We start from the raw sequence: 26,528 nt of genomic DNA, 5'->3' as shown, positions 1-26,528 counted from the left end.
GCGACGCAACCATTCTCCGCAACAATCGTGCTGGAACGAGACTAATTCGCGGCGTCCAGCACGGCCCAGCATCGCGGGCCCACGATCCCATCGGGAACGAGCCGGTGGGCCACCTGCCACGCGCGGACCGCCGCCTCGGTATGCGCGCCGAACACGCCATCGACGGGTTGCCCGATCGCCGCCTGCAGCGCCTTGACCCGATCGCCCGTGCCGCCGCGCCGCATCGTCGGCCGTGCCGCGTCGTCGATGGCGGGAATGGCGGGCCGCACCGGACCCGAGCCGGCCATGATCGCCGCGACCGCCGCACGGAACGTGAGCATGTCGAACAGCGGATCGTCCTTGCGGCCCTGGGGCAGCGCGAATTCCTTGTGGCCAGCGCACATGACGGCGTTGGCGCCGATCCGGCTGAGGATCGCCGCGACGCCGCGGCGGCAGGCATCGACCTGAACCTCGGGCCAGGGCTCGACCGCCACGCCGTTCGCCAGCCGCCCGTCATTTTCGGCCTCGATGCCGATGAAGCTCGAATTGCCCGTGGTGATGCCCTGCCACGATCCCTGGCCCGCATGCTGCGCGAAGCCGGCGGCGACGAGGTAGAAGGTGCCATCGCGCCCGAGCGCGAGCTGCGACAGTGGCCCGCGCAGATCGGTGCGGCCATGCACGATCGTGTTCAGGCTCGGCATGTTGCCCGTCACCGCGCCGCAGCCGGTGTGATGGCAGATAATGCCCTTGGGATCGCCCGCATCGGCCAGGCCACGCGTCTTCCAGCCGTCCACCGCGGCGACCTTCAAGCCCGCACCGAGCAGGACGTCCTCCAACCATGTCAATCGATAGGTCATGACCGCTCTCCCGCGACGCCGCCCGTCGCCGCCGGCAGCGCCCAGTCGGGAGTCGCATCCTCGGCCGCCAAGGGGTGATCACACAGGCAATCGCCCGACTCGTCGGCCTCGGCCGATCGCAGCATGGCGGGCGGGGCGGCGGGCGGCATCACAGGCGATGCCACGGGCGGTACTACGGGTTTTTCCGCCGCCGCCGCGGATGTCCGCGCCGACGCTCCCGCCTTGTCGAGCAGGTCGGGCACAAGCCGTTCGAAGAAACCGGCCACGAAGCCGAGCGCGAAGATCTGCATCCATCCCTGATGGGGATCGCACCCGTCCTCCCCCACCCTGCACGCTGCGCTCAGCGACGCGAAGGTCAGCCCGAAGCCGCCGCGCAACAGGCACAAGAAGATCGCACCCGCGACGATCCCGACCACCATCCGCAGCACGGCATCGCACAGGTTCGCGACCCATTGCAGATCGGGCAGCACGGTGCGCGACTTCAGGCCCATGGCGATCGACAGGAACGCGCCGAGCGCCCCGCCCCCGATGGCGATCAGCACGTCGTGCGTATAGACGGTCGTGACCGGCGAGGACGAGATCGCCCGCAGGCTCGTCAGCCACAGCGACAGGAACACCAGGACGACGATCGCCAGCGCCATGCCGAGATACTGGAAGCGGCCGATCGCCGTCCGCCCGTCGACGATCGTCGCCCGCACCGCCGTCAGTTGATGAAGCGCGCCGGCGGGATCCTCCTCCAGCGCCGAAATCAGCGCATCGGCGGTGCCGCGATCGAACCGCCGCCGGCGCGCCTTGGCACGGTAGCGATCGCTCGTTCGCCAACCGTCGATCAGGCCGTTGATGTCGCCGCGCAGCGCCGCCAGCGGCACCATCGCCTTGCGCTGCGCCCCTTCGCGATCGGCATCGTCGGCGAACTGGACGCACACCCGCTTGGCGGTGCGATACACGCCGTACATGGGATCGTTGCGGGCATAGATCTCGCGAACCGGCTGCCCCGCCGGATCGAGTTCGCCGACCGCCAGATCGCCGATCTTCGCCCGCCCCATATCGCACCCCCACCCTTCTCGATCGGGTGCAGGCTAGAAGCGGGTGCCGGGAACGACGAGGCCGGACGCCTCCGTTTCGGCGGGGTCAGGCGGTGTAGTGCGCCGTCGTCTTGGCGGCGATCTCGTCGGCGGAGACGCCCGGCGCGGTCTCGATCAGGCGAAACGGCACGATGTGGTCGGGCCGCTGGAACACCGCCAGATCGGTGACGATCATGTCCACCACGTTGCGGCCCGTCAGCGGCAGGGTGCAGGCGGGGATGAACTTGGGGCTGCCGTCCTTGGCGACATGGTCCATCACCACGATGATCCGCTTGACGCCGGCGACCAGATCCATCGCGCCGCCCATGCCCTTTATCATCTTGCCGGGGATCATCCAGTTGGCGATGTCGCCCCCTTCGGACACTTCCATCGCGCCGAGCACGGTCAGGTCGATATGCCCGCCGCGGATCATCGCGAAGCTGTCGGCGGAACTGAAATAGGCCGATTGCGGCAACTCGCTGATCGTCTGCTTGCCCGCGTTGATGAGGTCGGGATCGACCTCGTCGTCATAGGGGAAGGGTCCGATCCCCAGCATCCCGTTCTCGCTCTGCAGCGTGACCGTCATGCCCTCCGGAATATTGTTCGCGACCAAGGTCGGGATGCCGATGCCCAGGTTGACGTAATAGCCGTCGCGCAGCTCCCGTGCGGCGCGCGCGGCCATTTGGTTGCGGTCCCACGCCATCATCGCTCTCCCTTGGCCGGGGCGTCCGCCCAGCGTTTGCCGGCGGGGAACACGTCGTTCCAGCCGCCCTCCAGCCCCGTGCCATAGACCGGGTTGGGCAGCACGAACCACCAGACCCCGAAGAAGCGCGACGCCGGCACCGCCGACACCGCCGCCCGCCGCGTGGCGGGCGGCTGGTCGAACAGATCGGTGAAGTCGGCGAGCTGATCCCCCGCCATCGCCGCCACGCACCAGCGCGCAGCGATCGCGGTGCGCCGCCCGTCCTTGGCCGCCTTGCCGTCCACATCGCCGCGCAGGAACAGCGTCTCGCCGTGCACGAAGCGGCCGAGCCCCGCACCCGCCAGCGCCTGCGCGGTCTGGTTCGCGGCGGCCGCGGTCCGGTTGCTGTTGACGATGACGGTGACGCCCATCCGCCGCAATTCGTAGAAGGCGCGGGCCGCACCCGGCGCCGCGACGATCCGGTCGCCACCGGTCCGCTCCCAACGATCCCAGCGCGCCTGGTCGTAGGGGCCCGCGCGCCGCGCCGCGTCATATTCATAGCCGAGGTTCAGCACCGCGGTCTCGTCCATGTCGAACACCGCGGCGACCGGCTTGTCGCCACAGGGCAGCGTGACCATCCGTTCGAGCGTGGTGCCGGGTGCCAGGATCACCGACTGGCGCGGGCCGGGCTTGGCCGCGCGCGAGGCGACGAACATCCGGACATGCTCGGTCAGCGCGGTATAGGCCTGTTCCGACAGCGCCGCCGCCTCGCCCGAGCCATAGAGATATTGCATCGACGGCGGCACCGATGCCGTTTGCGCCGAGGGTGCCACGGTCGCGCACCCTCCCAGCAGCAGCGCCGATGCCAGGGCGGCCCGGGGCGACACGCGCATCACGCCGCGGCGCGCTCGCGCACCGTGCGGAACTCGATGCGCTTGTCATAGGGGCTGCCGACGATCATCCGCTTCACATAGATGCCGGGCAGGTGGATGTGATCGGGATCGAGGCTGCCGGTCGGCACCACCTCCTCCACCTCGGCGACGCAGACCTTGCCCGCGGTGGCCATCGGCGCGTTGAAGTTACGCGCGGTCTTGCGGAACACCAGGTTGCCGCTCTCGTCTGCCTTCCACCCCTTGATGATGGCCAGATCGGCGCGGATGCCGCGTTCGAGGATATAATCCTCGCCGTCGAAAGTCTTCACCTCCTTGCCCTCGGCCACCAGCGTGCCGACGCCGGTGCGGGTGTAAAAGCCGGGAATGCCCGCGCCGCCCGCGCGGCAGCGTTCGGCGAGCGTGCCTTGCGGGCAGAATTCCACCTCCAGCTCGCCGGAGAGATATTGCCGCTCAAACTCCTTGTTCTCGCCGACATAGCTCGAGATCATCTTCTTCACCTGCCGCGTGCGCAGCAGCTTGCCGAGCCCCTCGCCGTCGATCCCGGCATTGTTGCTCGCGATCGTCAGGTCCTTCGTTCCCGCGTCGCGGATCGCGTCGATCAGCCGATCGGGGATGCCGCACAGGCCGAACCCGCCAGCGCAGATCGTCATCCCGTCGAACAATAGCCCGTCCAGCGCGGCGGCGGCATCGGCGTACAGCTTGTTCATCCGGCTCTCTCCAACTTCTGGCCGCGATAGCGACGCGCGGGGCGGCAGGTCAACGCGTGCGCGTTACGGATACTGCAATCGCAGGCCCGGCCGCGGCCAGCGCGTCCGGACGAGCCGCCCGGTGCCCGAACAGGTGACATAGGCATCGCGCATATCCGCGCCGCCCCAGCAGATGTTGGTGGTGAACACGTCGTCGGTCGGCACGAACTCGACCAGTTCGCCGGCGGGCGAGATCACCGAGATGCCGCATTCGCCGATCGTCGCGACGCAGATGTTGCCGCACGCCTCCAGCCCGAGCGAATCGAAGAATTTGTAGCCGGCCGGGCGGTAGAGCGGGATGCCCGGCCCGCCCGGCCCCGCGTCGGGCTTCACCCGGCCCGGCGCCATGACGTCGAATGCCATCAGCCGGCAGGTATAGGTCTCGGCGGCATAGAGCCGCTTGCCGTCGGGCGAGAGGCCGATTCCGTTCGGATTCTCGCTCGGAAAGATCACCTCGGCCAGATGGCTGCCGTCGGCCTTGGCGTAGAAGATGCCGGTGACGTCGCGCTCGCGCGGGCGGGTCTTGCCGTGATCGGTGAACCAGAAGCCGCCCGCATCGTCGAAGACGATGTCGTTGGGGCCACGCAGGCGGCAGTCGAAATCGCCATCGGCATAGAGCGTCTCGATCGCGCCGGTCGCCAGGTCGATCCGCTCGATCCGGCCGCCGGAATAATCGTCCGCCTGGCCGTGCGGCGCGAGATAGCCGCCCTGTTCGACGAAGTTGAAGCCGCCATTGTTGCAGCAATACAGCTTGCCGTCCGGGCCGATCGCGAGCCCGTTGGGGCCGCCGCCCGGCTCCGCGATCGTCTCCTTTTGGCCATTCGCGTGCACCCGGGTAATCCGCCCGGCTTCGATCTCGACCAGGATGACGCTGCCATCGGCCATCGCCACGGGGCCTTCGGGGAAACGCAGCCCATCGGCGACGAGCGTCCATTCAGTCATCGGTCTCTCCAGCACAGCGCGGGCGCCGCGGTGAGCGTCCGTCGTCACGGCGAGACTAACCGCGTCCACCGCCGCATGCCAAGTCTCGACGGCCCAAGTCTCGACGGCCCAAGTCTCGACAGCGGCGCCGCCGGGCGCCAGAACCCGCGCATGACCGAAATCCGAACCGGCGGCCGCATCCTCGTCGACCAACTCGTCGCACAGGGCTGCGAACGCATCTTCACCGTGCCCGGCGAAAGCTTCCTCGCGGTGCTCGACGCGCTGCACGACACCCCGGCGATCGACCTCGTGACGTGCCGGCAGGAGGGCGGCGCGGCGTTCATGGCGTGCGCGGACGGCACGCTCACCCACCGGCCCGGCATCGCCTTCGTCACGCGCGGGCCGGGCGCGACCAACGCCTCGATCGGCGTCCATGTGGCGATGCAGGATTCGCAGCCGATGATCCTCTTCATCGGCGACGTCGATCGCGGCACGCGCGACCGCGAGGCGTTTCAGGAGGTGGATTTCGCCGCGATGTTCGCGCCACTCGCCAAATGGGCGGCGCGGATCGACGATGCCCGCCGCATCCCCGAATATGTCGCGCGCGCCTATGCCACCGCGATGAACGGGCGGCCGGGCCCGGTGGTGCTGGCGCTGCCCGAGGACATGCTGCTCGACACGGTGGCGGCGGTCGACCGGCCGCGGGTGGAACGGCTGGTGCAGGCCGCCGATCCGGTCGCGATGGGCGCGCTCGCCGGGATGCTCGCCGAAGCCGAACGGCCGATAATGATCGTCGGCGGTGCCGGCTGGGACGAGGCGGCCGCGCGCGACGTGGCGGCGTGGGCGGAGCGGAGCGGCGTGCCCGTCGCCAGCGGGTTCCGCCGGCAGGATGCGATCGCCAATGCCAGCCCTGCCTGGGCGGGCAATCTCGGCTATGGTCCCAATCCCCGGCTGACCGCGCGGATCCGCGACGCGGACCTGTTGCTGGTGATCGGCGCGCGGCTCGGCGAGGCGACGACCGACGGCTATGCGCTCGTCACGCCGGATCATCCGGGGCAGCGCATCGTCCATGTCCATCCCGATCCCGAGGAGCTGGAGCGGACCTATCATGCCGATCTGGCCATCTGTGCCGGCATGGCGCGGTTCGCCGATGCGCTGCTCTCGATCGATCTGCCGCCGCTGGAGGCGGCGCGCGAGGCGCATGCCGAGTATCGGGATTGGTCCACGCCGCGCCCGCGGGGCGACGTCGCGCTCGATCTCGGCCCCTGCGTCGCGGCGATGCGCGATGCGCTTCCGGCGGACACCGTCATCTGCAACGGCGCGGGCAATTACAGCGGCTGGTGGCATCGTTACTGGCGCTATGCCGGGCCCGGCACGCAGCTCGCGCCGACCGCGGGCGCGATGGGCTATGGCCTGCCCGCCGCGATCGCCGCGAGCGTGCGCGATCCCGGCCGGTGCGTCGTGGCGCTGGCGGGCGATGGCTGTTTCCTGATGAACGGCCAGGAGCTGGCGACCGCGGTGCAGCACGGCGCGAACGTACTCATACTGGTGATCGACAACGGCGCCTACGGCACGATCCGCATGCACCAGGAGCGCGAGTTCCCCGGCCGGACGACCGCGACGGCGCTCGGCAACCCCGATTTTGCCGCACTCGCGCGGGCCTATGGCGGCTGGGCGGAGACGATCACGCGCACCGCGGATTTTGCCCCCGCGCTCGACCGCGCGATGGCCGAAACCGGTGTGCGGCTGCTCCATCTCAAGACCGATATCGAGGCGATCACCCCCCGCCTGACGCTCTCCGCGCTGAAAAGGTAAACGCGCGCGCCGGGCGTCCCGATCCGACACGCGCCCGATTCGGCGCTGGCGGCGCGCGCGACTTTGCGCGATCGGGAAGGCCGGCAACCATCCGGAGCACGAACATGGCAGCGATCGCGCGCAGCGGCGCACAGGCAATTCTGCTCCTCGGCGTCGTCGCGATCGGCGCCCGGCTCGCGACCGCCCCGACCGCTGCGCCGACGCTCGCGACCCGCGCCGCCGCCGCCTCGCCCACGCCGCGCCCTGCCAGGCCGGTCCCGATCGCGGTGGATCCGGCGAAGCTGGCCTCCGCCGCCCCCGCGCCCACGCCCCTGCCCGCCGCACCCGCACCCGCACCCGCCCAACCGCGAACGGCGCCCGCTGGCACGGTCATCCGCCGCGTGCTCGATACGCATGGCGCGATCCGGTTCGGCGACTGGTTCTGGGACGAGGCAGGCGTACCCGCCGGCCCCATCCTCATCACCGTGGATACCAAGGCGAGCGTGCTCTCGATCTTCCGCGGCGGCTATGAGATCGGGACGACCGCGGTGATCTATGGCGACGACGGCATGCCGACGCCGCTCGGCGTGTTCCCGATCACGCAGAAGGACGCGCACCACGTCTCCAACCTCTATCACGCGCCGATGCCGTACATGCTGCGGCTGACCAACGACGGCGTGTCGATCCACGGCAGCCCGATCGCGGCGGACTATGCCACGCATGGCTGTATCGGCGTGCCCGTCGCGTTCGCGAAGAAGCTGTTCGGCGCGACGAAACTCGGCGACTGGGTGATCGTGACGCGCGGCGAGACGCTCGATCTGGGCGGGCAGGTCAAGGCGATCTAAAGCGGGCTGACATTAGCCTGATCCGATCACGAGATCCGTTCGTGCTGAGCTTGTCGAAGCACGCTCTCCGCAGGCGTAGATTCGCATTCGGGTCAGGCCCTTCGACAAGCTCAGGGCGAACGGATCGATGTCATGTCGGCAAACTCTGGAATGGATTTGCGTGACGCTGCTCCGGTGGCTGGGCAAGGACTGCCTAGATGAATCGAACCAGCGTCGTTCGCTCCAGATTCTCCTTGCCGAGACCAGTACGACGCAAAAAGGGCCGCCCCGGCATCCCGGAGCGGCCCATCGCATCATCGGTTCGCGTCGATCAGATATCGTCGCCGAGCGCGCCCTTGACCGAGCCCTTGGCCTGCTCGCCCTTGCCCTTCAGCTCCTGCGCGGCGCCCTCGTCGTGGAGTTCGGAATCGCCCTGATGGCCGCCGATCGCCTGCTTCACCTTGCCGACGGCTTCGTCGACATTGCCTTTGATCTTGTCGGTCAGTTCGCCCATGATGGCCTCCATCGCGGTCGCGGACACCGTGTCCGTTGGTTTCGCAAGGGATTAACGGCCGAACCGAAACGGGGTTCCTCCGCGCGATCCCGGCGCGAACCCTCCGGCTCAGATCAGGCCGGCGAGCGGGCTCGACGGATCGGCGTAGCGACGCTGCCCCATCCGCCCGGCCAGATAGGACAGGCGCCCCGCCTCCACCGCGTGGCACATCGCCGACGCCATCATGATCGGGTCCTTGGCCTCGGCGATCGCGGTGTTCATCAGCACGCCGTCGCAGCCGAGCTCCATCGCGACCGCCGCGTCGCTCGCGGTGCCCACGCCCGCATCGACCAGCACGGGCACGCCTGCCCCCTCGACGATCAGGCGGATCGTCACGCGGTTCTGGATGCCCAGCCCCGAGCCGATCGGCGCGCCGAGCGGCATGATCGCCACCGCGCCCGCATTCTCCAGCCGCTTCGCCGCGATCGGGTCGTCCACGCAATAGACCATCGGCAGGAACCCCTCCCTGGCCAGCACCTCGGTCGCGCGCAGTGTCTCGACCATGTCGGGATAGAGCGTGCGGGCCTCGCCCAGCACCTCCAGCTTCACCAGATCCCAACCGCCCGCCTCGCGCGCCAGACGCAGCGTGCGGATCGCCGATTCGGCATCGAAACAGCCCGCGGTATTGGGCAGATAGGTGATTTTCTTCGGATCGATGAAGTCGGTGAGCATCGGCGCGTTCGGGTCGCTGACGTTCACGCGGCGCACCGCCACCGTCACGATCTCCGCACCCGATGCCGCGAGCGCCGCGGCGTTCTGGGCGAAATCCTTGTACTTGCCCGTGCCGACGATCAGCCGCGAGCGGAAGGTGCGGCCCGCCACGCTCCAGCTGTCGTCCGCGATCGGGCGCGGATGATCCCCGCCGCCGACGAAATGCACGATCTCGAAATCGTCGCCGTCCTCGACCATCACCTCGCCGAGCGTCGAGCGTGGCACGACCTCGAGGTTGCGCTCCACCGCGACCTTTTCGGGCACCAGCCCCAGTTCGGAGGCAAGCGCCGCGATGCTGAGGCCCGCGGCCACACGCTTGTGGTCGCCATTGACCGTGATCGACACGGTTCCGTCATTGTGCATGAATTAAACTCAGTGAATGAGAAGCTTGGTGAAGGCCACGCCGGCGGCGAAGAAGGCGGCCGCGGCACCCATTCCGGTGAACACCAGCGTGAGCGGCGCGAAGCGCGTGTCCTGCCGGGTCTTGCCCGCCTCGACGATCAGCTTGTCGATCCGCGCGATCTGCTCGCGGATATCGAGCGGCGCGTTCTCACTTTCGGGTATCGTGGCCATGGCGGTATCTCCGGCACCGATATAGACCGGGCCATCCCCATTTGCGAGGCCATAGCGCGACGATGCCCGACACCATCTATGTCCTGAACGGCCCCAACCTGAACCTGCTCGGCCTGCGCGAGCCCGAGATCTACGGCCACGATACGCTGGACGACATCGCCGGCCGGCTGGAGGATCGCGCCCGCGAGCTTGGGCTGGAGATCGACCTGCGCCAGTCCAACCATGAAGGTCATCTGGTCGACTGGCTGCACGAGGCGCAGGCGCGCGAGGCGCGCGCCGTGCTGCTCAACGCCGCGGGCTTTACGCACACCTCCGTGGCGATCCACGATGCGATCAAGGCGGTGAGGACGCCGGTGATCGAGGTGCATCTGTCCAACCCGCACCGGCGCGAGGCGTTTCGCCATGTGAGCCTCGTCGGGCAGGCCGCACGCGGAACGATCGCCGGTTTCGGCGCGCTTTCCTACATGCTCGCGCTTGAAGCGGCGGCGCGCATCTGACAGGAGGCTTGGCCATGACACAGCCCCAAGACGATGCGATCCGGGTCGACGTGGAACTCGTCCGCCAGCTCGCCGAACTGCTCGATACCACCCAGCTGACCGAGATCGAGGTCGAGGACGGCGATCGCAAGATCCGCGTGGCGCGCAAGGCCGCGCCCGTCGCATCGGTGGCGCATTATGCACCGCCGCCGGCCGCCGCGCCCGCCCCGACGCTGCCCGCCGCGGCGATCGCGAGCGAGACGGGGGCATCCGCCCCGGCAGTATCGGCCAATACAGTCCGCTCGCCGATGGTCGGCACCGCCTATCTGTCGGCCGAGCCCGGCGCCAAGCCCTTCGCCGGCGTCGGCCAGCGGGTCGCGGCCGGCGACACGCTGCTGATCGTCGAGGCGATGAAGGTGATGAACCCGATCCTCGCCCCCAGCGCCGGCACGGTCAGCGCGGTGTTCGTCGAGAACGGCCAGCCGGTCGAATTCGATCAGCCGCTCATCGTGGTCGATTGATGCCGGGTTCGACGCAGCCCCACCGGCCGATCCGCAAGCTGCTGATCGCCAACCGCGGCGAGATCGCGCTGCGCATCCACCGGGCCTGCCATGAAATGGGCATCAAGACGGTGGCCGTGCATTCCACCGCCGATACCGATGCGATGCACGTGCGCCTGGCGGACGAGGCGATCTGCATCGGGCCGCCGTCCGCGACCGACAGCTATCTGAACATCCCCAACATCATTTCGGCCGCCGAAGTGTCGGGCGCCGACGCGATCCACCCCGGCTATGGCTTCCTCAGCGAGAACGCGCGCTTCGCCGAGATCGTCGAGCTTCACGGCCTGATCTTCGTCGGGCCCAAGCCCGAGCATATCCGCACCATGGGCGACAAGGTGGAGGCCAAGCGCACCGCGGGGCGGCTCGGCCTGCCGCTGGTGCCGGGCTCGGACGGGGCGATCAGCGACGTGGCCGAGGCCAAGCGCCTCGCCGCCGAGATCGGCTATCCGGTCATCATCAAGGCGGCGTCGGGCGGCGGCGGGCGCGGCATGAAGGTGTGCGCGTCCGAGGACCAGCTCGAGACGCTGATGCAGCAGGCGGGCACCGAGGCAAAGGCGGCGTTCGGCGATGCCACCGTCTATATGGAGAAATATCTCGGCAATCCGCGCCATATCGAGTTCCAAGTGTTCGGTGACGGCAACGGCGTCGCGATCCATCTGGGCGAGCGCGACTGTTCGCTCCAGCGCCGCCACCAGAAGGTGCTGGAGGAGGCGCCCTCGCCGATCATCACGCCCGCCGAGCGCGAGCGCATGGGCGGCGTGGTGGCCAAGGCGATGGCCGATATGGGCTATCGCGGCGCGGGGACGATCGAGTTCCTGTGGGAAGCGGGCGAATTCTACTTCATTGAGATGAACACCCGGCTCCAGGTCGAGCATCCCGTCACCGAGATGATTACGGGGATCGACCTGGTGCGCGAACAGATCCGCGTGGCGGAGGGGTGCCCGCTGTCGGTAACGCAGGATCAGGTGCGCTTCACCGGCCATGCGATCGAATGCCGGATCAACGCCGAGGATCCGCGCACCTTTGCGCCCTCGCCCGGGCTGGTGAAGCAGTTCCACGCCCCCGGCGGCATGCACGTCCGCGTCGATAGCGGCCTCTATGCCGGCTACCGCGTGCCGCCCTATTACGACAGCATGATCGCCAAGCTGATCGTCTATGGCACCACGCGAGAGCGCTGCATCGCGCGGCTGCGGCGTGCGCTGGAGGAATTCGTGATCGAGGGGATGAAGACCACCATCCCGCTCCACCGCGACCTGATCGAGGACCCCGAGTTCCAGGAGGGCGCCTATACGATCAAGTGGCTCGAGGACTGGCTGGCGCGCGAGGCCGTCGCGGCGTGACGATCGGGCGGCCGGCGTGAGCGCGGCGGCCGCCGCGATCCCGAACGCCGGCCGCCTCCAATCCGGCTTGCGAGGCGCATCGCTGCCGCGTCCTTGGGCAGCCGTTGCGGATATGCCCGATTCGCGGGCAGCGATCTTCATGTTTTGCTTACCATTTCGCCTGTTGCCCCAGGGGCGCGGCGCTGGCACGTTTGGTGCAAGGCGCCCATGGGGCGACTATCGATTCATCGGGTCCGGGGGCGTTGCGTGAAGAAGATCGAAGCCATCATCAAACCGTTCAAACTGGATGAGGTGAAGGAAGCGCTGCACGAAGTCGGCGTGTCGGGTATCACGGTGACCGAGGCCAAGGGCTTCGGCCGCCAGAAGGGCCATACCGAACTGTACCGCGGCGCCGAATATGTGGTCGATTTCCTCCCCAAGGTGAAGCTCGAGGTCGTCGTGGAGGATTCGCTCGCCGAACGCGTGGTGGAGGCGATCGCGGGCGCCGCGCAGACCGGCCGCATCGGCGACGGCAAGATCTTCGTCATCCCCGTCGAGACCGCGCTGCGCATCCGCACCGGCGAACGCGACGAGGACGCGCTCTAGTCCCCAGAGTTTTTTCTGACGTTCTAACCAAGGAAGCGAAAACATGGCGAATTCGGCCAACGACGTCCTGAACATGATCAAGGAGCAGGAGATCGAGTGGGTCGATCTGCGCTTCACCGATCCCAAGGGCAAATGGCAGCATCTGACGATGGTCGCGAGCGTCATCGGCGAGGACGAGCTGACCGACGGGCTGATGTTCGACGGCTCCTCGATCGAGGGCTGGAAGGCGATCAACGAGTCGGACATGATCCTGAAGCCGGATCTGGGCGCGGTGTGGACCGATCCGTTCTCGGCCACGCCGATGCTGATCCTGGTATGCGACATCGTCGAGCCGTCGACGGGCGAGCTGTACGCGCGCGATCCGCGCTCCACCGCCAAGCGCGCCGAGGCCTATCTCAAGACCACGGGCGTCGGCGACACCATCTATGTCGGCCCCGAGGCCGAGTTCTTCATGTTCGACAACGTGCAGTTCGACACCAACTATGCCGGCTCCTATTTCAAGATCGACGATATCGAGCTGCCGACCAACACCGGCCGCGAATATGAGGGCGGCAATCTGGCACACCGTCCGCGCGCCAAGGGCGGTTACTTCCCCGTTGCCCCGGTCGACAGCGCGGTCGACATCCGCGGCGAGATGGTGTCGACCATGCTCGAGATGGGCCTGCCCTGCGACAAGCACCATCACGAGGTGGCCGCCGCGCAGCACGAACTCGGCATGACCTTCGGCACGCTGACCACCACCGCGGACCGGATGCAGATCTACAAATATGTCGTCCACCAGGTCGCGCACGCTTACGGCAAGACGGCGACGTTCATGCCCAAGCCGATCAAGGAGGACAATGGCTCGGGGATGCACACGCATTTCTCGATCTGGGATGGCGGCAAGCCGCTGTTCGCGGGCAATGGCTATGCCGGCCTGTCGGACATGTGCCTGTTCTTCATCGGCGGCATCATCAAGCATGCCAAGGCGCTGAACGCCTTCACCAACCCCTCGACCAACAGCTACAAGCGGCTGGTACCGGGTTACGAAGCGCCCGTGCTGCTCGCCTATTCGGCGCGCAACCGTTCGGCATCGTGCCGCATTCCGTACGGCACCGGCCCCAAGGCGAAGCGCGTCGAGATCCGCTTCCCCGATGCGCTCGCCAACCCCTATCTCGCCTATGCGGCGCTGATGATGGCGGGGATGGACGGCATCCTGAACAAGATCCATCCCGGCGAGGCGATGGACAAGAATCTGTACGACCTGCCGCCCGCCGAACTGGCCCAGGTGCCGACCGTCTGCGCATCGCTGCGCGAAGCGCTCGACAGCCTGGCGGCGGATCACGACTTCCTGCTGAAGGGCGACGTGTTCTCCGCCGACCAGATCGAAAGCTATATCGATCTGAAGTTCGAAGAGGTCGCGCGCTGGGAAATGACGCCCAGCCCGGTCGAATTCGACATGTATTACAGCGGCTGACATCGCATCGGCGGCGGCATGGGACCACCATGCCGCCACCCGTGACGAGAGGCGCCCGGAGCGATCCGGGCGCCTTTTCGTTCGCGCTCAGCCGATCTGCTGGCTTTGCGCGGCGCTGTCGGGCCTGGAAGCGCCGAGAACGGGCGTGTCGCCGAGCGGTTCGTTGCGGAAGACGGTAAACTCGCCCTTGCCGTCGATCGACGGCCCGCTGCTCCAACGGCCTGCGGGCACCGAGCCGTTCACCGCCGTCGCATAGAAATTATAGTTGTTCTGCTGGTCTTCCTGCTCCTGCGGGAAGGAATTGGGAATCGGCAGATTGGCGCCGGGGCCGCCCAGTTCCTCCAGCACCGCAAGCCATTGCTGCTGGTGCATCGTGTCGCGCGCGATCATGTAATGCAGCATCTTCTTCATGCCAGCGTCCTCGGTCGCGTTGAACAGGCGCACCGCGAGCACGCGGCCCGTGCTTTCCGCCGCGACGTTGCAATACATGTCCGCGGCGACGTTGCCGCTGGCATAGATGTGGCTCATGTTGAACGGCACGCCGTCCGAGTCCATCGGCATTGCGGCCAGGCCTGCCGACAACAGGTTCTTGTGGATCATGTGCTCGATCGCACCCTTGCCGCTGCCGCCGCCCATGATCGCGCCGACGACGCCGTCCGCCGCGCCCTCTTCCTGAAGCGAGGTCGGCGCCTTGTCGAGATTGAGGGCGACCGCGGTTGCCAGCATCTCGATATGGCCGATCTCCTCGGTGGCGGTGTGGAGCAGCATGTCGCGATATTTCGAGTCCGGCGCGCGATTGCCCCAGGCCTGGAAGAAATACTGCATGCAGACGCGGATCTCGCCCTCCACCCCGCCGATCGCTTGTTGCAGCAGCGTGGCAAAGGCCGGATCGGGTCGCTCGCAGGTGACCGGATATTGCAGGCGGCTGTCGTGGTAATACATGGAAATCTCCATCGGTGGCGTGATGCCGACGGAGAAACGGACCAGGCGCCAAAATGCCCGACGACAAAGCGCAATGATTACAGCAATTTATGCTGACATAGGTCAGTATTGGCGCAGCGCTAGAGCGTCAGCACCGTGCTCCCCTGAGTCTCGCCCGCCTCCAGCGCGCGGTGCGCGTCGGCCGTGCGTTCGAGCGGAAAGCGGCGGCCGATCTCGGGCACGATCGCGCCGCGCGCCAGCATCGCGAAGACGCGCGCGGCGATCCGCCGCTTGTCGTCGCCCGATACCGCATAATCGAACAAGGTCGGCCGGGTGACGAACAGCGAGCCGTGCGACGCCAGCGTGGCGAGCTTCACGCCCTCCACCGCGCCGCCGGCATTGCCATAGCTCACGATCAGCCCGCGCCGTGCAGCACTCGCGAGCGACACGTCCCAGGTCGCGGCACCGACGCCGTCGAACACCGTCGACACGCCGGCCCCGTCGGTGATCGCACGGACGCGCGCGACGACATCCTCCTGCGTGTGGACGATCACATGGTCAGCGCCCGCCGCAGTCGCGCGCGCCGCCTTTCCGGCCGTGCCGGCGGTGCCGATCACCACCGCGCCCACCGCCTTCAGCCAGCCGACGAGCAGATGGCCGACGCCCCCCGCCGCCGCGTGGACGAGCACCATCTGCCCTGCCGCCACCTTCGCGCAATCCTCGACGAGGAAGGCGGCGGTCGCGCCCTTCAGCATGATCGCCGCCGCCGTGTCGAAATCCACCGCATCGGACAGCGGCACGACCTGATCGGCGGCGACGTTGCGCGCACTGGCATAGGCGCCGCGCGTCGGGCCGAAGGTGCCCACGCGGTCGCCTACGGCAAAGCCCTCGACGCCCTCGCCCACCGCCTCGATCGTGCCCGCCGCTTCGCTACCGAGCCCGGAAGGCAGGCTGACCGGATAGACTCCGCTGCGGTGATAGACGTCGATGAAGTTCAGCCCCACCGCATGGTGTGCGATCCGCACCTCGCCGGCGGCCGGGGCCGGCAGGTCGACGTCATGCCATTCGATCACCTCGGGGCCGCCGATGCGATCGATCCGGGCGACGCGCGCGCTCACTGCGCAGGCTGCCCGTTGGAGGCGGTCAGCCCGCCATCAACGGGCAGGTTCACCCCGGTGATGAAGCCCGCATCCTCGCTCGCCAGGAACGCCATCGCCGCGGCGATGTCTTCGGGTTGGCCGATACGCCTCATCGGAATGCGCTCCAGAAATTTGGCGACGGTGGCCTCGTCCTTCATATCCGACGTCATGCCGGTATCGGTGAAGGTGGGGTTCACCGCATTGACGCGCACCCCGTCCTTGCCGTGATCCATGGCCATCGCGCGCGTCAGGTTCGTCACCGCGCCCTTGGACGCGTTGTAGGCCGCCATCCCCCAATCGCCGCCCAGACCCGAGACGGACGATGTCTGCACGATCGCGCCGCGCGTCTTCTTCAATTCGGGAAGGGCCGCCTTCGCCATGTGGAAATAGCCGTTCACGTTCACGGCCATCACGCGGTTCCAATCCTCCTCGTCGGTGTCGGTCACGTCGCCCGTGACCGCGACGCCGGCATTGTTGACCAGCACGTCCACCCCGCCGAACCGTTCCACCGCCCTGGCCACCGCCGCGCGCGCATCGGCCGATCGCGCGGTGTCGCACGCCATCGTCTCGAGCCGCTCCGCGGGGAGCGCCGAGAGCGCCTTGGCGAGCTTGTCCCCGTCCAGATCGAGCGCCAGCACATTCGCGCCCTCGCGCGCGAAGCGCTCCGCGGCGGCCTTGCCGATGCCCGAGGCGGCGCCGGTGACGATGACGGTCTTGCCCGTGAAGCGGGTCATGAACTTCTCCTTGATCGCGAACGTCCCGAACGCGCCCGGCGCGTTTCGGGTTGCAACCCACCCGCGCGGGGCCCAAGGATCGTCGCCATACCCGATCGTGGAATCTGGAGAGGATCGACCATGAACAGCTATCTCGACCATTATATCGACGGCGCCTGGGTGAAGAGCGAGGGCGGCCGGCGGCATGCGGTGATCGACCCATCGACCGAACAGCCCGTCACCGAAATCACGCTCGGCACCGCCGCCGATGCCGACAAGGCGGTCGCCGCCGCACGCCGCGCGTTCGAAAGCTGGAGCCGCACCAGCGTGGACGAGCGCCAGGCGGTGCTCCAGCGGATCATGGCCGAATACAAGGCGCGCATCCCCGATCTGGCCAAGGCGATCAGCCAGGAGATGGGCGCGCCGATCGGCCTGGCGACGATGGCGCAGGCGCCCACCGGGCTCGGCCATTTCGCCGCGACCGCCAAGGCGCTGGCCGCGTTCCAGTTCGAGGAGACGATCGGCAAGGCGCGCGTGGTGCATGAGCCGCTGGGCGTCGTCGCGATGATTACGCCGTGGAACTGGCCGCTGAACCAGATCTGCGCGAAGGTCGCCCCCGCGCTCGCGGCAGGCGACACGATGGTGCTGAAGCCCTCGGAAGAGGCGCCGGGATGCGCGGCGATCCTGGCCGAGATCATGCACGCCGCGGGCGTGCCCGCCGGCGTGTTCAACCTGGTGCAGGGCGACGGCCCCGGCGTCGGCGCGGCGCTGAGCGCGCACAAGGATGTCGACATGGTGAGCTTCACCGGCTCCACCCGCGCCGGCATCCTGATCGCCCAGGCCGCCGCCGCCACCGTGAAGCGGGTCCATCAGGAACTGGGCGGCAAGGCGGCCAATCTGGTGCTGGAGGGCGCGGACCTGGCGGCCGTGCTGCCGCCGACCGTCGCGGGCGTGCTCGCCAATTCGGGCCAGAGCTGCATCGCGCCCACCCGCCTGCTCGTGCACGACAGCCAGGTGGCCGACGCCACCGCGTTCGTGAAGGCGATGATGGAGCAGACCCGCGTCGGCGATCCGGCCGAGATGGGCCAGCAGATCGGCCCCGTCGTCAACAAGGCGCAGTTCGACAAGATCCAGGAGCTGATCCAGTCGGCGATCGACGAGGGCGCGACGCTCGTGACCGGCGGCCCCGGCCGCCCCGACGGCCGCAACGCCGGCTATTATATCCAGCCGACGCTCTTTGCCGACGTGACGCCCGAAATGCGGATCGCGCAGGAGGAGACGTTCGGCCCGGTCGCGACGATCACCCGCTATGCCGATCAGGACGAGGCGATCCGCATCGCCAACGACACGCCCTACGGCCTGTCCGCGACGATCTCGGGCGATCCGGCGGCGGCGGCCGAGGTCGCCGGGCGGCTGCGCGCGGGGCTCGTGACGATCAACAGCTGGAGCCCCGATCTGGGCGCGCCGTTCGGCGGCTACAAGCAATCGGGCAACGGCCGCGAGAACGGGCGTTACGGTCTGGCGGACTTCATGGAGGTGAAGACGGTGGTGGGCCTGCACGGCTGAAGCCGGCGGCCGAGCCAGCCGCGTAGCACGCGATCGACGGGAACGAGCAGGGCGGCCGACGCCAGGCACAATCCCGCGATCGCGACGATCGCGTTGCCGCCGCCGATGTGGAACCGGGCGCAGAGCACCATCGCCGGCCGGATCAGCGGATAGTGGATCGCATAGAGGGGATAGGACATGTCCCCAAGCACGGTCGCGATCCACGCGCCTGCGCCCGCCATCCGCGCGTTCGCCGCCAGCGCCACGATCGCGGGAAACACGATCATCACGCAGGCGAGATCGAACCACGGCCGCAACGCCGCGCCCGGCGGGAAGGCGATGACCGCCAGCACGAGCGCGAGGATGGCATAGGGCAACAGCCGCCCGCTTCGCGGATCATGCGCGGCATGGATCCCCCGCCGCGCCATCAGCACGCCGAGCGTGAAGCTGAACGCGCAGCGGATCGGGCCGCCGATGGCGTTCGCCGCCTTCCACCCCGTATCGAGCGACCCGAAGCGCAAAGCGACCATGACAAGCGCGAAGGCGACGACGACGCACAGCATCCCCAGCATCCGGTCTGGCCGCCGCACCATCCACAGGCAGAAGGCGATGTTGACGATCACCTCCAGCGACAGCGACCAGGCGGGGTTGTCGAGCGGGAACACGCCTTCGTCGCTGACGCCGGACGGGATCAGCAGCGCGGTCGCCAGCGTCTGCACGATCAGCATCGGCCAGGTCGGCGCGCGCGGATCGCCGAGATGCATCGCCCCCAGCGCGCGGACGATCCCCAGCGCCATCCCGATCGCGAACATCGGATAGAGCCGCACCAGCCGGATGCGCAGGAACGCGCCCGCCGACAGGCCCTCCACCAGCCGCGCGCCATAGGCGTTCCACAGCACGAAACCGCTCAGCAGGAAGAACAGGTCGACCGCGAGATAGCCGCCGGCCAGCATCGGATCGCGATCGATGTTGGTGACGTGGAACAGCATCACCGCCACGGCCGCCAGGCCGCGCAATGCGTCGAACAGATGGTTTCGCGACGGTACGCGGTGCGACACCCGATATCCTTTCGGCGCCCGGCCGCCGGCGAGACGGCGCGAGGCTCATCATCGCGCGATACGCGTCCCCGCGTGCAAAAAACGTGAATTTTCCGTCAGATCGATCCTGTTATGGCACGTTCACCAAAGCCGGGATCAATAATCCTTCGACACGCGCACATTGCCGCTCTGCCGTCCGAGCGTCGAGATGCTGGAGAGGAGCGACAGCCAGCGCGTCACCTGAAACTCGGCCTGGGTCGCGCTATAGCCCTGCCCGTCGGTCACGATCTCGGCATAGAAACGCCGCGTCACATATTTGCCCGCCGCGATCGAGGTGCCCTGCCCGGTCTGCGGATCGGCGGGCAGGATGCGCAGGCGATCGAGCCCCGCCGCGCGCCGCACCGCGTTGATCGGGTTGAGCCCGCCGCGCCCGCCATTCTGCAGCGCCGCCACGGCCGCTGCGAGTTGCAGCGCCTCGGGCGCGGACAGGTTGGTGATCGAGGTGCCGAACAGCAGCCGAGACAACAGCTCGTCCTGCGGCAGCGCGGGCACGCTGGTGAAGCCGATCTCGGGCTTCAGCGCCACGCCGGTCACGCGGATCTGCGCGTTAAGCCCGGTGCTGTCGGCATTGGCGGTGATGTCGAGCGCGGGGTTGGCGGGCAATTCGCCGGCGAAGCGGATCACGCCGCGATCGAGCGTGAACTTGCGACCCGCGAAATCATAATCGCCCCGGATCAGCGTCGCGCGGCCGGTGATCGCGGGATCGTCCGGCGCACCCGCGATGGCCAGGTCCGCGCTCCATTCGCTGTCGAGGCCGAGGCCCAGCACGCGGACCTGCCCTGGCGCATGCGCGTGCACGGCGAGCGTCCAGGGCCGGGTGGGCGCCTCTGCCTCCTCGCCGCCTTCGGGCAGGTTGATCTCGCGGATGTTCAACTGCGGCACCGCGCTCGCCGCGGTCGCCTGGCCCAAGCGATAGCGGCTGCGGTCGAGCGTGACGTCGCCGCCGATCGTCCCGCCCGACCCGTCCGATTTGAAGGTGAGCGTGCCGGTAACGGTCGCGGCGATGTCGTCGCGCGCGATCATCGCGGCGTGATCGGCCTTGAGCGCGAGATCGAGCCCGACGCCGTGCGCGGCGGAAAAGTCGAACCGGCCGCCGCCGGTCACCCGCCCGCCCTTGCCCGCATCGCCGGCGAAACGGTCGATCACCAGCCCGGCGCCGCCGAATCGGCCGCTCGCCTGCACATTGGTGAAGACGGTGCCGGTCGTGCCGCTTTCCAGCCGCGCGCCGGTCGCCTGCACTACGCCGCGGATCGCGGGCGCATCGACACGGCCGGTGGCGTCCGCCGCAACCGCGATCGGGCCGGACAGGTCGAACAGCTCGACACCGCTCAGCCGCCACAGCGCGTCCGCCGGCCCGGCATAGCGGAGCTGCGCGAACAGCCCTGCCGAGGCGATCCGCGTGGCGACGTCGCCGCCTGGCGCCAGCGCGAGCCGCGCCTGCGCGCGTCCGATCGTCTTGCCGCCGCTCGCCAGCACCGCGCGCGCACCGAGCGTGTCGGCGGAGAGCATTCCTGCGAGCCCCAGGTCGATCGGCCGCGACGACAGCACCAGCCCCGCGCGCGACAGCCCGCGCACCGTCACCGCGATCTTGCCCGTGGTCGGGCCCGGCCCCGTCACCACCGACAGGCTGCCCGAGGCGTTGCCCAGCAGCCCGAGCCCCGGATAACCGATATCGAGGATCGCCAGCGGCATCCGCGTCATGGTCGCGTCGATCGCCCCATGGCTGCCGCCGAACCGGCCGGCGATGGTCGCCTCGCCCCCGGCAAAGGCAAGCCGCGTCGTCGCCAGCCGCCAGCCATCGTCCTCGCGCGTCAGGATCGCGGGCGCCGTCAGCGCGATCGGGCGGCCGTCGAGCGTGCCCTGCGCCGCCACGCTCGCCCGCGTGCGCGTCATCTGCGCGATCGCCTGGATCGCGAAGGGCCGGCCGCGCGTGCCGGCGATCGATCCGCGCACCTCGCCCGTGCCGCCCTTCAGATGCGCGGCGATGGCGAAGCGCGAGAGGTTCAGCGCGCCGCGGCGGAGGCCCTGACCATTGGCGCTCGCATCGATCCGCATGCCCGCCGGATCGAGCAGCAGATCCGCCTCGACATGGCCCTGCCGCAGCACCGCGCCGCCATATCGGACGCCCCGGCCGTCGAGCGCCACGCCGATCCGCTGGATGGTGCCGACCGGACGGAACGTCAGCGCGCCCGTCGCCGCGCCGGTGACCGCGAGCCGCCCGTCGAAGCCGCCCGCCACGATCGCCAACAGCCCGCTCGCATGCGCGCCCGCGGTGTCGATCGCATCGACGCGGATCGCCGATGCGCCGGGCCCGCTCGGCAACAGGATCGCGCCCCGCGCCACGAACGGCCCGGTGTGCGCCCCGCCGCTCGCGGTGAAGGCGAAGCCCTGCGGTGTCGGATCGAGATGCGCGCGCACCCCGTTCAAGCCCAAGGTCGCGTCGGGGCTCGCGAAGGCCAGGTCGATCACCGGCTTGCCGATCGGTCCGTCCAGCTTCAGCGTCAGCGGGCCATAGGTCGCGTGGCGCCCGGTGCCTTCGAAATGCACGCTGCCGTCGCGCCGGCGATAGCCTCCGCCGACGATCCGCAGCAGCGGCGCGGTCAGCACGATGTTGCTCAGATGGAGAACGGTGTCGGGTGTGCGCTCGAGATCGGCGGTGACGTGCGGCAACCCGCCCATCAGGCTGGCGAAGAACGCATCGTCCAGCCGGCGCACATCGGCGGTGCCCTTGCCGATCAGCCGCGTACCGTGGTTGCCCGGCCCCGGCACCGCGCGGAAGGTGGACGCGATGTCGACGATGCCGAGCCCGGGGATGAGGTAACGCCCCAGCCCGCCCGCGATTCCCACCGCATAGACGCCGCTGTCGAGATCGACCGTGAGGACGAAGCGGCCCTTCAGCTTGTCCGACACGAGCACCAGGTCGCTGCCGCTCACCGTCTCGGGCGTGACGTGGAGGATTCCCGATAGCGTCAGGTTGCGCAGGATGCCGCCCGCGACGCTGCCGACCCCGGTCACGCGCGCCGCCGCGATCCGCACCGGCACCGCGACGGGCGCGGCCGACAGATGGCCGTGGCCGCCGGCATGGACATCCTCGAACCCGGTATCGTCGAACGCGAACCGGTCTGCATCGAGCCGATAGGCGAAGGCTGCGCTGTCGAAGCCGCCGTCGAGCGTGGCGCGCAGCCGGATGTCGTTGCCGGTCATGTTGGGGAACAGCGCACGCGCACGCAGCAGCTGTGCGCGGACGTGCAGGTCGCGAAACGCGTTCGCCCCCAGATCCACCCCGCCGCTCGCCTCGGCCAGCAGCGAGGGCGAGCGCAGCGTCAGCGTGCCCGCCAGACGGCGATCGGCGAAGGTGGCGCTGCCGTTCACCAGCACGCGCGGCACGGTCAGGCTGCGCAGGATGCCGTGGGTCAGCCGCTCGGGCGCGACCATGCCCGACAGCGTGTAGCGCCCCGACTGCGCCGCCAGCGTCAGCGCGGCGAGCCGCTCCGCCCCGCCCGACAGCGTCGCGCGCCCGTTCCACGCGTGCCAGCGGCCATGGCCGCCCAAGTCGATCGCCACTCCGGTCTTCGCGCCCAGCATCCGCGCGAGCACGCCGCCGCGCGCGCCTGCCCCGTGCACCGCGATCGCGAACCGATCGGCATCGGGCGCCACGTCCACCCCGATCGCGAGCCGGTCGCTGCCCGCCACCATGCCGTTCAGCGCCACCAGCGCACGGCCCGATCGGATATCGGCGCGCGCGTGCAGCGCCGCAGTGCGCACGGTGCCGAGCACGGGCGCGGCCAGCGTCAGCCGGTCGATCGCCAGCCGGTCGATGCGAATGTCGAAGCCGGGCAGGATCGGTCCGTTGCGTCGCGTCGGCCGCGTGACCGGCGTGCGCAGCAGCGTGGCCGACGGCACCGCGAGCCGCCGGATCGCCAGCGTGTTCGCGAACCAGCGCCAGGGCGACCAGTCGAGCGCGACGTTCGGCGCGGTGAACACCAGCCCGCGCGTGTCATAGACGCGCAGATCGCGGATCCGCGTGTTCGAATAGAGCGAGCCGTCGATCCGCCCGACCGCGAAGCGCAGGCCGGTCGCGGTGCGCACCGTGCCGATCCGGTCCGCGACCACGCGGTGGCCGATATCGGTATCGACGCCCAGCAGCGCCGCCGCGATCACCGCCAGCAGCACGCCGATCGCGATTCCGATTCGCCTGGCCCAGACCATCAGAACGCCTGGCCCAGCGAGACATAGACCGCGATCCGCCCGTCGCCCGCCTGCGGGTTGATCGGCGTGCCGACGTCGAGGCGGATCGGGCCAAAGTTCGAATAATAACGCACGCCCACCCCAGTGCCATATTGCAGGCCGGTGAATTTGGGCAGCGGGCTGGTATAGATGTTGCCCGCGTCGAGGAACGGCACGATCCCGAAGCTGCCGAACAGCCGCAGCCGCGCCTCGGCGGAGAATTCGGTGATGCTGCGCCCGCCGATCGGATTGTTGTTCGCATCGCGGGGCCCCACGTCCTGATAGCCATAGCCGCGCACCGACGCGCCGCCGCCCGCATAGAAACGCCGCGACGGCGCCACCGCATCGCGCGGCGCGCCGACGATCGTGCCGAGCCGCGTGCGCCCCGCGAGCACCACGCCGGGCAGGATCGTGCGGTACACGCTCGCATCGAGCTGGGTGCGCGCATAGCCGAACGCGGCGCCGCGCAGCGACAGCTCGGGCGAGATCCGGCCGCCGAGGCGGAACCCCTTCGTTGGATCGAGCAGATCGTCGGAGCCGTCATAGGTGAGGCTCGTGGGCAGCGCGCCGATGAAATAGGTCCCCTCGCGCGGCGCGCCGGTGGCCTCCACCGAATCGCGCTCGTCCGACGCCAGCAGCTCGGCGCCGAGCGACCACACCCACGCCTTCTGGAAGAAGATGTTGGTCTGCCGCTCCAGCGTGCCCGACAGCGAGAAGGTCCGCGCCTCATAAGCGGTGCGGTTGACGTGCGCGGCGGCGAGCTGGAACGTCAGCACGCGGTCGCGCCCGTCGAAATTGTTGCGGCGGAAGATCACCGAACCCAGCTGCTCCTGCGTGCCGAGCACCCCGCGCAGGATCAGCGCGCCCTCGGGCGGAAACAGATTGCGGTGAGTCCAGTCGACCTCGGCGGTGGCGCCCTCGCCCGTGCCATAGCCGAGCTGCGCGGCGATGGTGCGCGGCGGCGCCGGATCGAGCTTCACCGCGATGTCCACCGTGTCGGGCGTCGGCCCCGGCACGGGCTTCAGATCGACCGCCGACACCAGGCTCGTCTGGATCAGTGCGCGGCGCAGATCGTCGAGCGCGGTGGCGTCATAGGGCGCACCGGGGCGGAAGCGGGCGATCTCCTGCACATGGTCGGCACCGAACACGCGGTTGCCCGGTTCGACGACGACATGACCGAAGCGCTTGGCCGCCCCCGGCGCCACCGCCACGTCGATCGTCGCGGTGTGTGTCGCATGATCCACCACGATCGCCGGCTCGCCCACCGTGGCGAAGGCGAAGCCCTGCTTGCCGATCGCGGTGCGCAGCTTCGCCTCGCCAGCGACCACGGCGTCCGAATCGACCGGCGCGCCGGGCGCGATCCCGAACGCGCCCGTCAGCCCCGCCGCCTTGTCCCCCGCCGCCGCGACGCCAGCCAGCGTCACGCTGCCGAAGGTGTAGCGCGCACCCGGCGTCGCCGCGAGCACCACCAGCGGCTTGGCGCCGGGCTCGACCCGGGTGGCGACATGCGCATCATAATAGCCGCGTGCGCGCAGCAGGCTGGTGAGCAGCGCGGCATCCTCGCGCGCGCGGCGTTCGAGCTGCGCGGCGTTGGCTGGCTGGCGGTCATTGGCGTCCAGCGTCGAATTGTCGGCAAAACGCTGCTGGAGCAGAGTGCTGTCCGCGCCGCCCAGGCCGTCGATCCGCCACGTGTAGCGGCGCTCGGCGCCCGCGGGATCAATGGCCGCCGCATCGGTGGCCGGATCGCCGGGCTGAGCCGTCAGATCGGGCCAGCCGACCCCCAGATCGGTCATCGGCGCCAGCGGCGAATCGGGGGCGAGCGGGATGTCGGAGCCGGCCGGCGGCGCGGGCGCGGGCGCGGGCGCGGGCGCGGTCTGCGCGCGCACCGATGCGGTGAAGACGAGAAAGGACGCGGCGGCCGCGCTCGCGCTGCGCCGCCCCAGACGGGACACCATGGCCGACCCCTAGCCGTATCGGCGGCGAAGCGACAGGCCATGCCCGCCCGCCGGTCGCACGCGCCATGCCGCCGAACGCATCCACGCGGCGGCGATCGCCGTTTAAGCGGGATGACGTCAGGTTGATCCAGTCACTCTTCCGTTCGTGCTGAGCTTGTCGAAGCACGCCCTCCGCAGGCGTGCCTTCGCATTCAGGACAGGCCTCCTTCGGAGGAGCTCAGGACAGGCTTCGACAGGCTCGGGGCGAACGCGTCGGGGTAACGTCATCAAACTCTAGTGGACGGTGCCCAGCGCGCCGGGTGCGGCCATCACCGCGATCAGCCGCTCGATCTGGCGCCAGCGGCAGAAATGGACGACGTTGCCGATGTCGCGGCTCCGATCGGCGCGCAGCGCGGCTTCTTCGGCCGCTGCCGGGCCGTGAAGGGCGATCAACTCGGCGGCATCGTGAACGGCCTTGGGATCGGCGAGATAGGGCATCGTCGGCATCGCCAACCCGATCGAGGATCGGCTTCCATGTTGCAAGCCCTTGCGATCCGAGGCGCCCGATCGGCCGCCAGCCGCGCCACGTGGCGGCATACGATGGTAAACACCGGCTCCCGCCCGGTTTTCGCGTCCCGCCACGGGACGCTGGCGTCCCGCCGGGGGACGTGGCAAAGCCTGCCACATGGCCCAATCCCGTCCTCCCGCCGCCGGCGGTGCGCTCATCGCGCTCGGTGCGCTCGGCGGCGCGGCGATCGGTTTCCTGTTCGGTCAGGCGACCCCGGGGGTTCTGATCGGAATCGCGGCCGGCGTGGTGCTGGCGCTGCTGATCTGGTGGCGCGGGCGGGGATAGGGTTCCGGGTGATCCGGCCGAGCCAGTCGGAGAGCTCGAGCCTCGATGTGCTTCGACAGGCTCAGCACGAACGGTTCATTGGAAG

Annotated in this window: 25 protein-coding genes; 9 read left to right on the top strand and 16 right to left on the bottom strand. The window is 69.2% G+C overall.

What is annotated here, in order from left to right:
- Positions 1-41: 41 nt before the first annotated feature.
- From L8H00_RS01920 to L8H00_RS01895, 6 genes are all read right to left on the bottom strand, one after another.
- Positions 42-836: an N-acetylmuramoyl-L-alanine amidase gene (locus L8H00_RS01920; protein WP_242095531.1), complete on the bottom strand. Its 795-nt coding sequence runs from the start codon at positions 834-836 to the stop codon at positions 42-44.
- The gene (locus L8H00_RS01915) at positions 833-1,882 is read right to left on the bottom strand and encodes a hypothetical protein (protein WP_242095530.1); all 1,050 of its coding nucleotides are present in this window, start codon (positions 1,880-1,882) and stop codon (positions 833-835) included. The genes L8H00_RS01920 and L8H00_RS01915 overlap by 4 nt, the downstream gene beginning before the upstream one ends.
- Before the next feature lie 85 nt (positions 1,883-1,967).
- Positions 1,968-2,603 (bottom strand): CoA transferase subunit B, encoded by a 636-nt coding sequence (locus L8H00_RS01910; RefSeq protein ID WP_242095529.1) that lies wholly within the window; start codon positions 2,601-2,603, stop codon positions 1,968-1,970.
- Positions 2,603-3,475: an HAD family acid phosphatase gene (locus L8H00_RS01905; protein ID WP_242095528.1), complete on the bottom strand. Its 873-nt coding sequence runs from the start codon at positions 3,473-3,475 to the stop codon at positions 2,603-2,605. Before L8H00_RS01905 ends, L8H00_RS01910 begins: the two co-directional genes overlap by 1 nt.
- On the bottom strand, positions 3,475-4,182 hold the full coding sequence (locus L8H00_RS01900; RefSeq protein ID WP_242095527.1) for a CoA transferase subunit A: 708 nt from the start codon (positions 4,180-4,182) through the stop codon (positions 3,475-3,477). Before L8H00_RS01900 ends, L8H00_RS01905 begins: the two co-directional genes overlap by 1 nt.
- 63 nt (positions 4,183-4,245) lie before the next feature.
- Positions 4,246-5,163 (bottom strand): SMP-30/gluconolactonase/LRE family protein, encoded by a 918-nt coding sequence (locus L8H00_RS01895; RefSeq protein ID WP_242095526.1) that lies wholly within the window; start codon positions 5,161-5,163, stop codon positions 4,246-4,248.
- 150 nt (positions 5,164-5,313) lie between these two features.
- On the opposite strand from L8H00_RS01895, the gene L8H00_RS01890 reads away from it, so the two are divergent.
- Positions 5,314-6,957: a thiamine pyrophosphate-binding protein gene (locus L8H00_RS01890; RefSeq protein WP_242095525.1), complete on the top strand. Its 1,644-nt coding sequence runs from the start codon at positions 5,314-5,316 to the stop codon at positions 6,955-6,957.
- 104 nt (positions 6,958-7,061) lie between these two features.
- A complete protein-coding gene (locus L8H00_RS01885; RefSeq protein WP_242095524.1) occupies positions 7,062-7,781 on the top strand; it encodes a L,D-transpeptidase family protein in 720 nt (239 codons plus the stop codon).
- Between the two features lie 310 nt (positions 7,782-8,091).
- Here the strand turns inward: L8H00_RS01885 and L8H00_RS01880 are convergent, their stop codons facing one another.
- From L8H00_RS01880 to L8H00_RS01865, 3 genes are all read right to left on the bottom strand, one after another.
- Entirely contained in the window at positions 8,092-8,274 is a 183-nt protein-coding gene (locus L8H00_RS01880) for a CsbD family protein (RefSeq protein WP_242095523.1), read from the bottom strand.
- 108 nt (positions 8,275-8,382) lie between these two features.
- On the bottom strand, positions 8,383-9,387 hold the full coding sequence (thiS, locus tag L8H00_RS01875) for a sulfur carrier protein ThiS (RefSeq protein WP_277924224.1): 1,005 nt from the start codon (positions 9,385-9,387) through the stop codon (positions 8,383-8,385).
- A gap of 9 nt (positions 9,388-9,396) precedes the next feature.
- Complete coding sequence (locus L8H00_RS01865; protein ID WP_242095522.1) at positions 9,397-9,597, bottom strand: hypothetical protein; 201 nt, start codon at positions 9,595-9,597, stop codon at positions 9,397-9,399.
- A 62-nt stretch (positions 9,598-9,659) separates the two neighbouring features.
- Here L8H00_RS01865 and aroQ point away from each other — a divergent pair, with 62 nt between their 5' ends.
- The 5 genes from aroQ to glnA all read left to right on the top strand — a co-directional run bounded on the left by aroQ (position 9,660) and on the right by glnA (position 14,014).
- Positions 9,660-10,094, top strand: a complete 435-nt coding sequence (gene aroQ / locus L8H00_RS01860) for a type II 3-dehydroquinate dehydratase (protein WP_242095521.1) — start codon at positions 9,660-9,662, stop codon at positions 10,092-10,094.
- A 14-nt stretch (positions 10,095-10,108) separates the two neighbouring features.
- A complete protein-coding gene (gene accB, locus L8H00_RS01855) occupies positions 10,109-10,594 on the top strand; it encodes an acetyl-CoA carboxylase biotin carboxyl carrier protein (protein WP_242095520.1) in 486 nt (161 codons plus the stop codon).
- Positions 10,594-11,973 carry an acetyl-CoA carboxylase biotin carboxylase subunit gene (gene accC, locus L8H00_RS01850; protein WP_242095519.1) on the top strand — a complete coding sequence of 460 codons (1,380 nt, stop codon included), beginning with the start codon at positions 10,594-10,596 and terminating at the stop codon, positions 11,971-11,973. Before accB ends, accC begins: the two co-directional genes overlap by 1 nt.
- 246 nt (positions 11,974-12,219) lie before the next feature.
- On the top strand, positions 12,220-12,558 hold the full coding sequence (locus L8H00_RS01845; protein WP_242095518.1) for a P-II family nitrogen regulator: 339 nt from the start codon (positions 12,220-12,222) through the stop codon (positions 12,556-12,558).
- Positions 12,559-12,601: 43 nt separating this feature from the next.
- A complete protein-coding gene (gene glnA / locus L8H00_RS01840) occupies positions 12,602-14,014 on the top strand; it encodes a type I glutamate--ammonia ligase (protein ID WP_242095517.1) in 1,413 nt (470 codons plus the stop codon).
- 87 nt (positions 14,015-14,101) lie between these two features.
- Here glnA and L8H00_RS01835 read toward each other — a convergent pair whose 3' ends face one another.
- The 3 genes from L8H00_RS01835 to L8H00_RS01825 form a co-directional block, all read right to left on the bottom strand.
- Positions 14,102-14,956 carry a manganese catalase family protein gene (locus L8H00_RS01835; protein ID WP_242095516.1) on the bottom strand — a complete coding sequence of 285 codons (855 nt, stop codon included), beginning with the start codon at positions 14,954-14,956 and terminating at the stop codon, positions 14,102-14,104.
- 119 nt (positions 14,957-15,075) lie between these two features.
- Positions 15,076-16,053 carry a quinone oxidoreductase gene (locus L8H00_RS01830; protein ID WP_242095515.1) on the bottom strand — a complete coding sequence of 326 codons (978 nt, stop codon included), beginning with the start codon at positions 16,051-16,053 and terminating at the stop codon, positions 15,076-15,078.
- Positions 16,050-16,808 carry an SDR family oxidoreductase gene (locus tag L8H00_RS01825; RefSeq protein WP_242095514.1) on the bottom strand — a complete coding sequence of 253 codons (759 nt, stop codon included), beginning with the start codon at positions 16,806-16,808 and terminating at the stop codon, positions 16,050-16,052. Before L8H00_RS01825 ends, L8H00_RS01830 begins: the two co-directional genes overlap by 4 nt.
- A gap of 120 nt (positions 16,809-16,928) precedes the next feature.
- Between L8H00_RS01825 and L8H00_RS01820 the strand changes: the two genes are divergently transcribed.
- On the top strand, positions 16,929-18,353 hold the full coding sequence (locus L8H00_RS01820; protein ID WP_242095513.1) for an aldehyde dehydrogenase family protein: 1,425 nt from the start codon (positions 16,929-16,931) through the stop codon (positions 18,351-18,353).
- On the opposite strand, the gene L8H00_RS01815 is transcribed toward L8H00_RS01820, so the two are convergent.
- The 4 genes from L8H00_RS01815 to L8H00_RS01800 all read right to left on the bottom strand — a co-directional run bounded on the left by L8H00_RS01815 (position 18,299) and on the right by L8H00_RS01800 (position 26,097).
- Positions 18,299-19,390: an acyltransferase gene (locus L8H00_RS01815; RefSeq protein ID WP_242095512.1), complete on the bottom strand. Its 1,092-nt coding sequence runs from the start codon at positions 19,388-19,390 to the stop codon at positions 18,299-18,301. The two genes, L8H00_RS01820 and L8H00_RS01815, sit on opposite strands and share 55 nt — an antisense overlap.
- Positions 19,391-19,525: 135 nt before the next feature.
- Positions 19,526-23,638: a translocation/assembly module TamB gene (locus tag L8H00_RS01810; protein ID WP_242095511.1), complete on the bottom strand. Its 4,113-nt coding sequence runs from the start codon at positions 23,636-23,638 to the stop codon at positions 19,526-19,528.
- Positions 23,638-25,611 carry a BamA/TamA family outer membrane protein gene (locus L8H00_RS01805; protein WP_242095510.1) on the bottom strand — a complete coding sequence of 658 codons (1,974 nt, stop codon included), beginning with the start codon at positions 25,609-25,611 and terminating at the stop codon, positions 23,638-23,640. Before L8H00_RS01805 ends, L8H00_RS01810 begins: the two co-directional genes overlap by 1 nt.
- Positions 25,612-25,884: 273 nt before the next feature.
- Entirely contained in the window at positions 25,885-26,097 is a 213-nt protein-coding gene (locus tag L8H00_RS01800) for a hypothetical protein (protein WP_242095509.1), read from the bottom strand.
- Positions 26,098-26,275: 178 nt separating this feature from the next.
- On the opposite strand from L8H00_RS01800, the gene L8H00_RS01795 reads away from it, so the two are divergent.
- Positions 26,276-26,443, top strand: a complete 168-nt coding sequence (locus L8H00_RS01795) for a hypothetical protein (protein ID WP_242095508.1) — start codon at positions 26,276-26,278, stop codon at positions 26,441-26,443.
- Positions 26,444-26,528: the final 85 nt, after the last annotated feature.

It is taken from the genome of Sphingomonas sp. CROZ-RG-20F-R02-07 (assembly GCF_022662335.1).
Lineage (GTDB): Bacteria > Pseudomonadota > Alphaproteobacteria > Sphingomonadales > Sphingomonadaceae > Sphingomonas.
The sequence above is the reverse complement of the archived record's forward strand: the minus strand, read 5'-3'. Positions and strand labels throughout refer to the sequence as shown.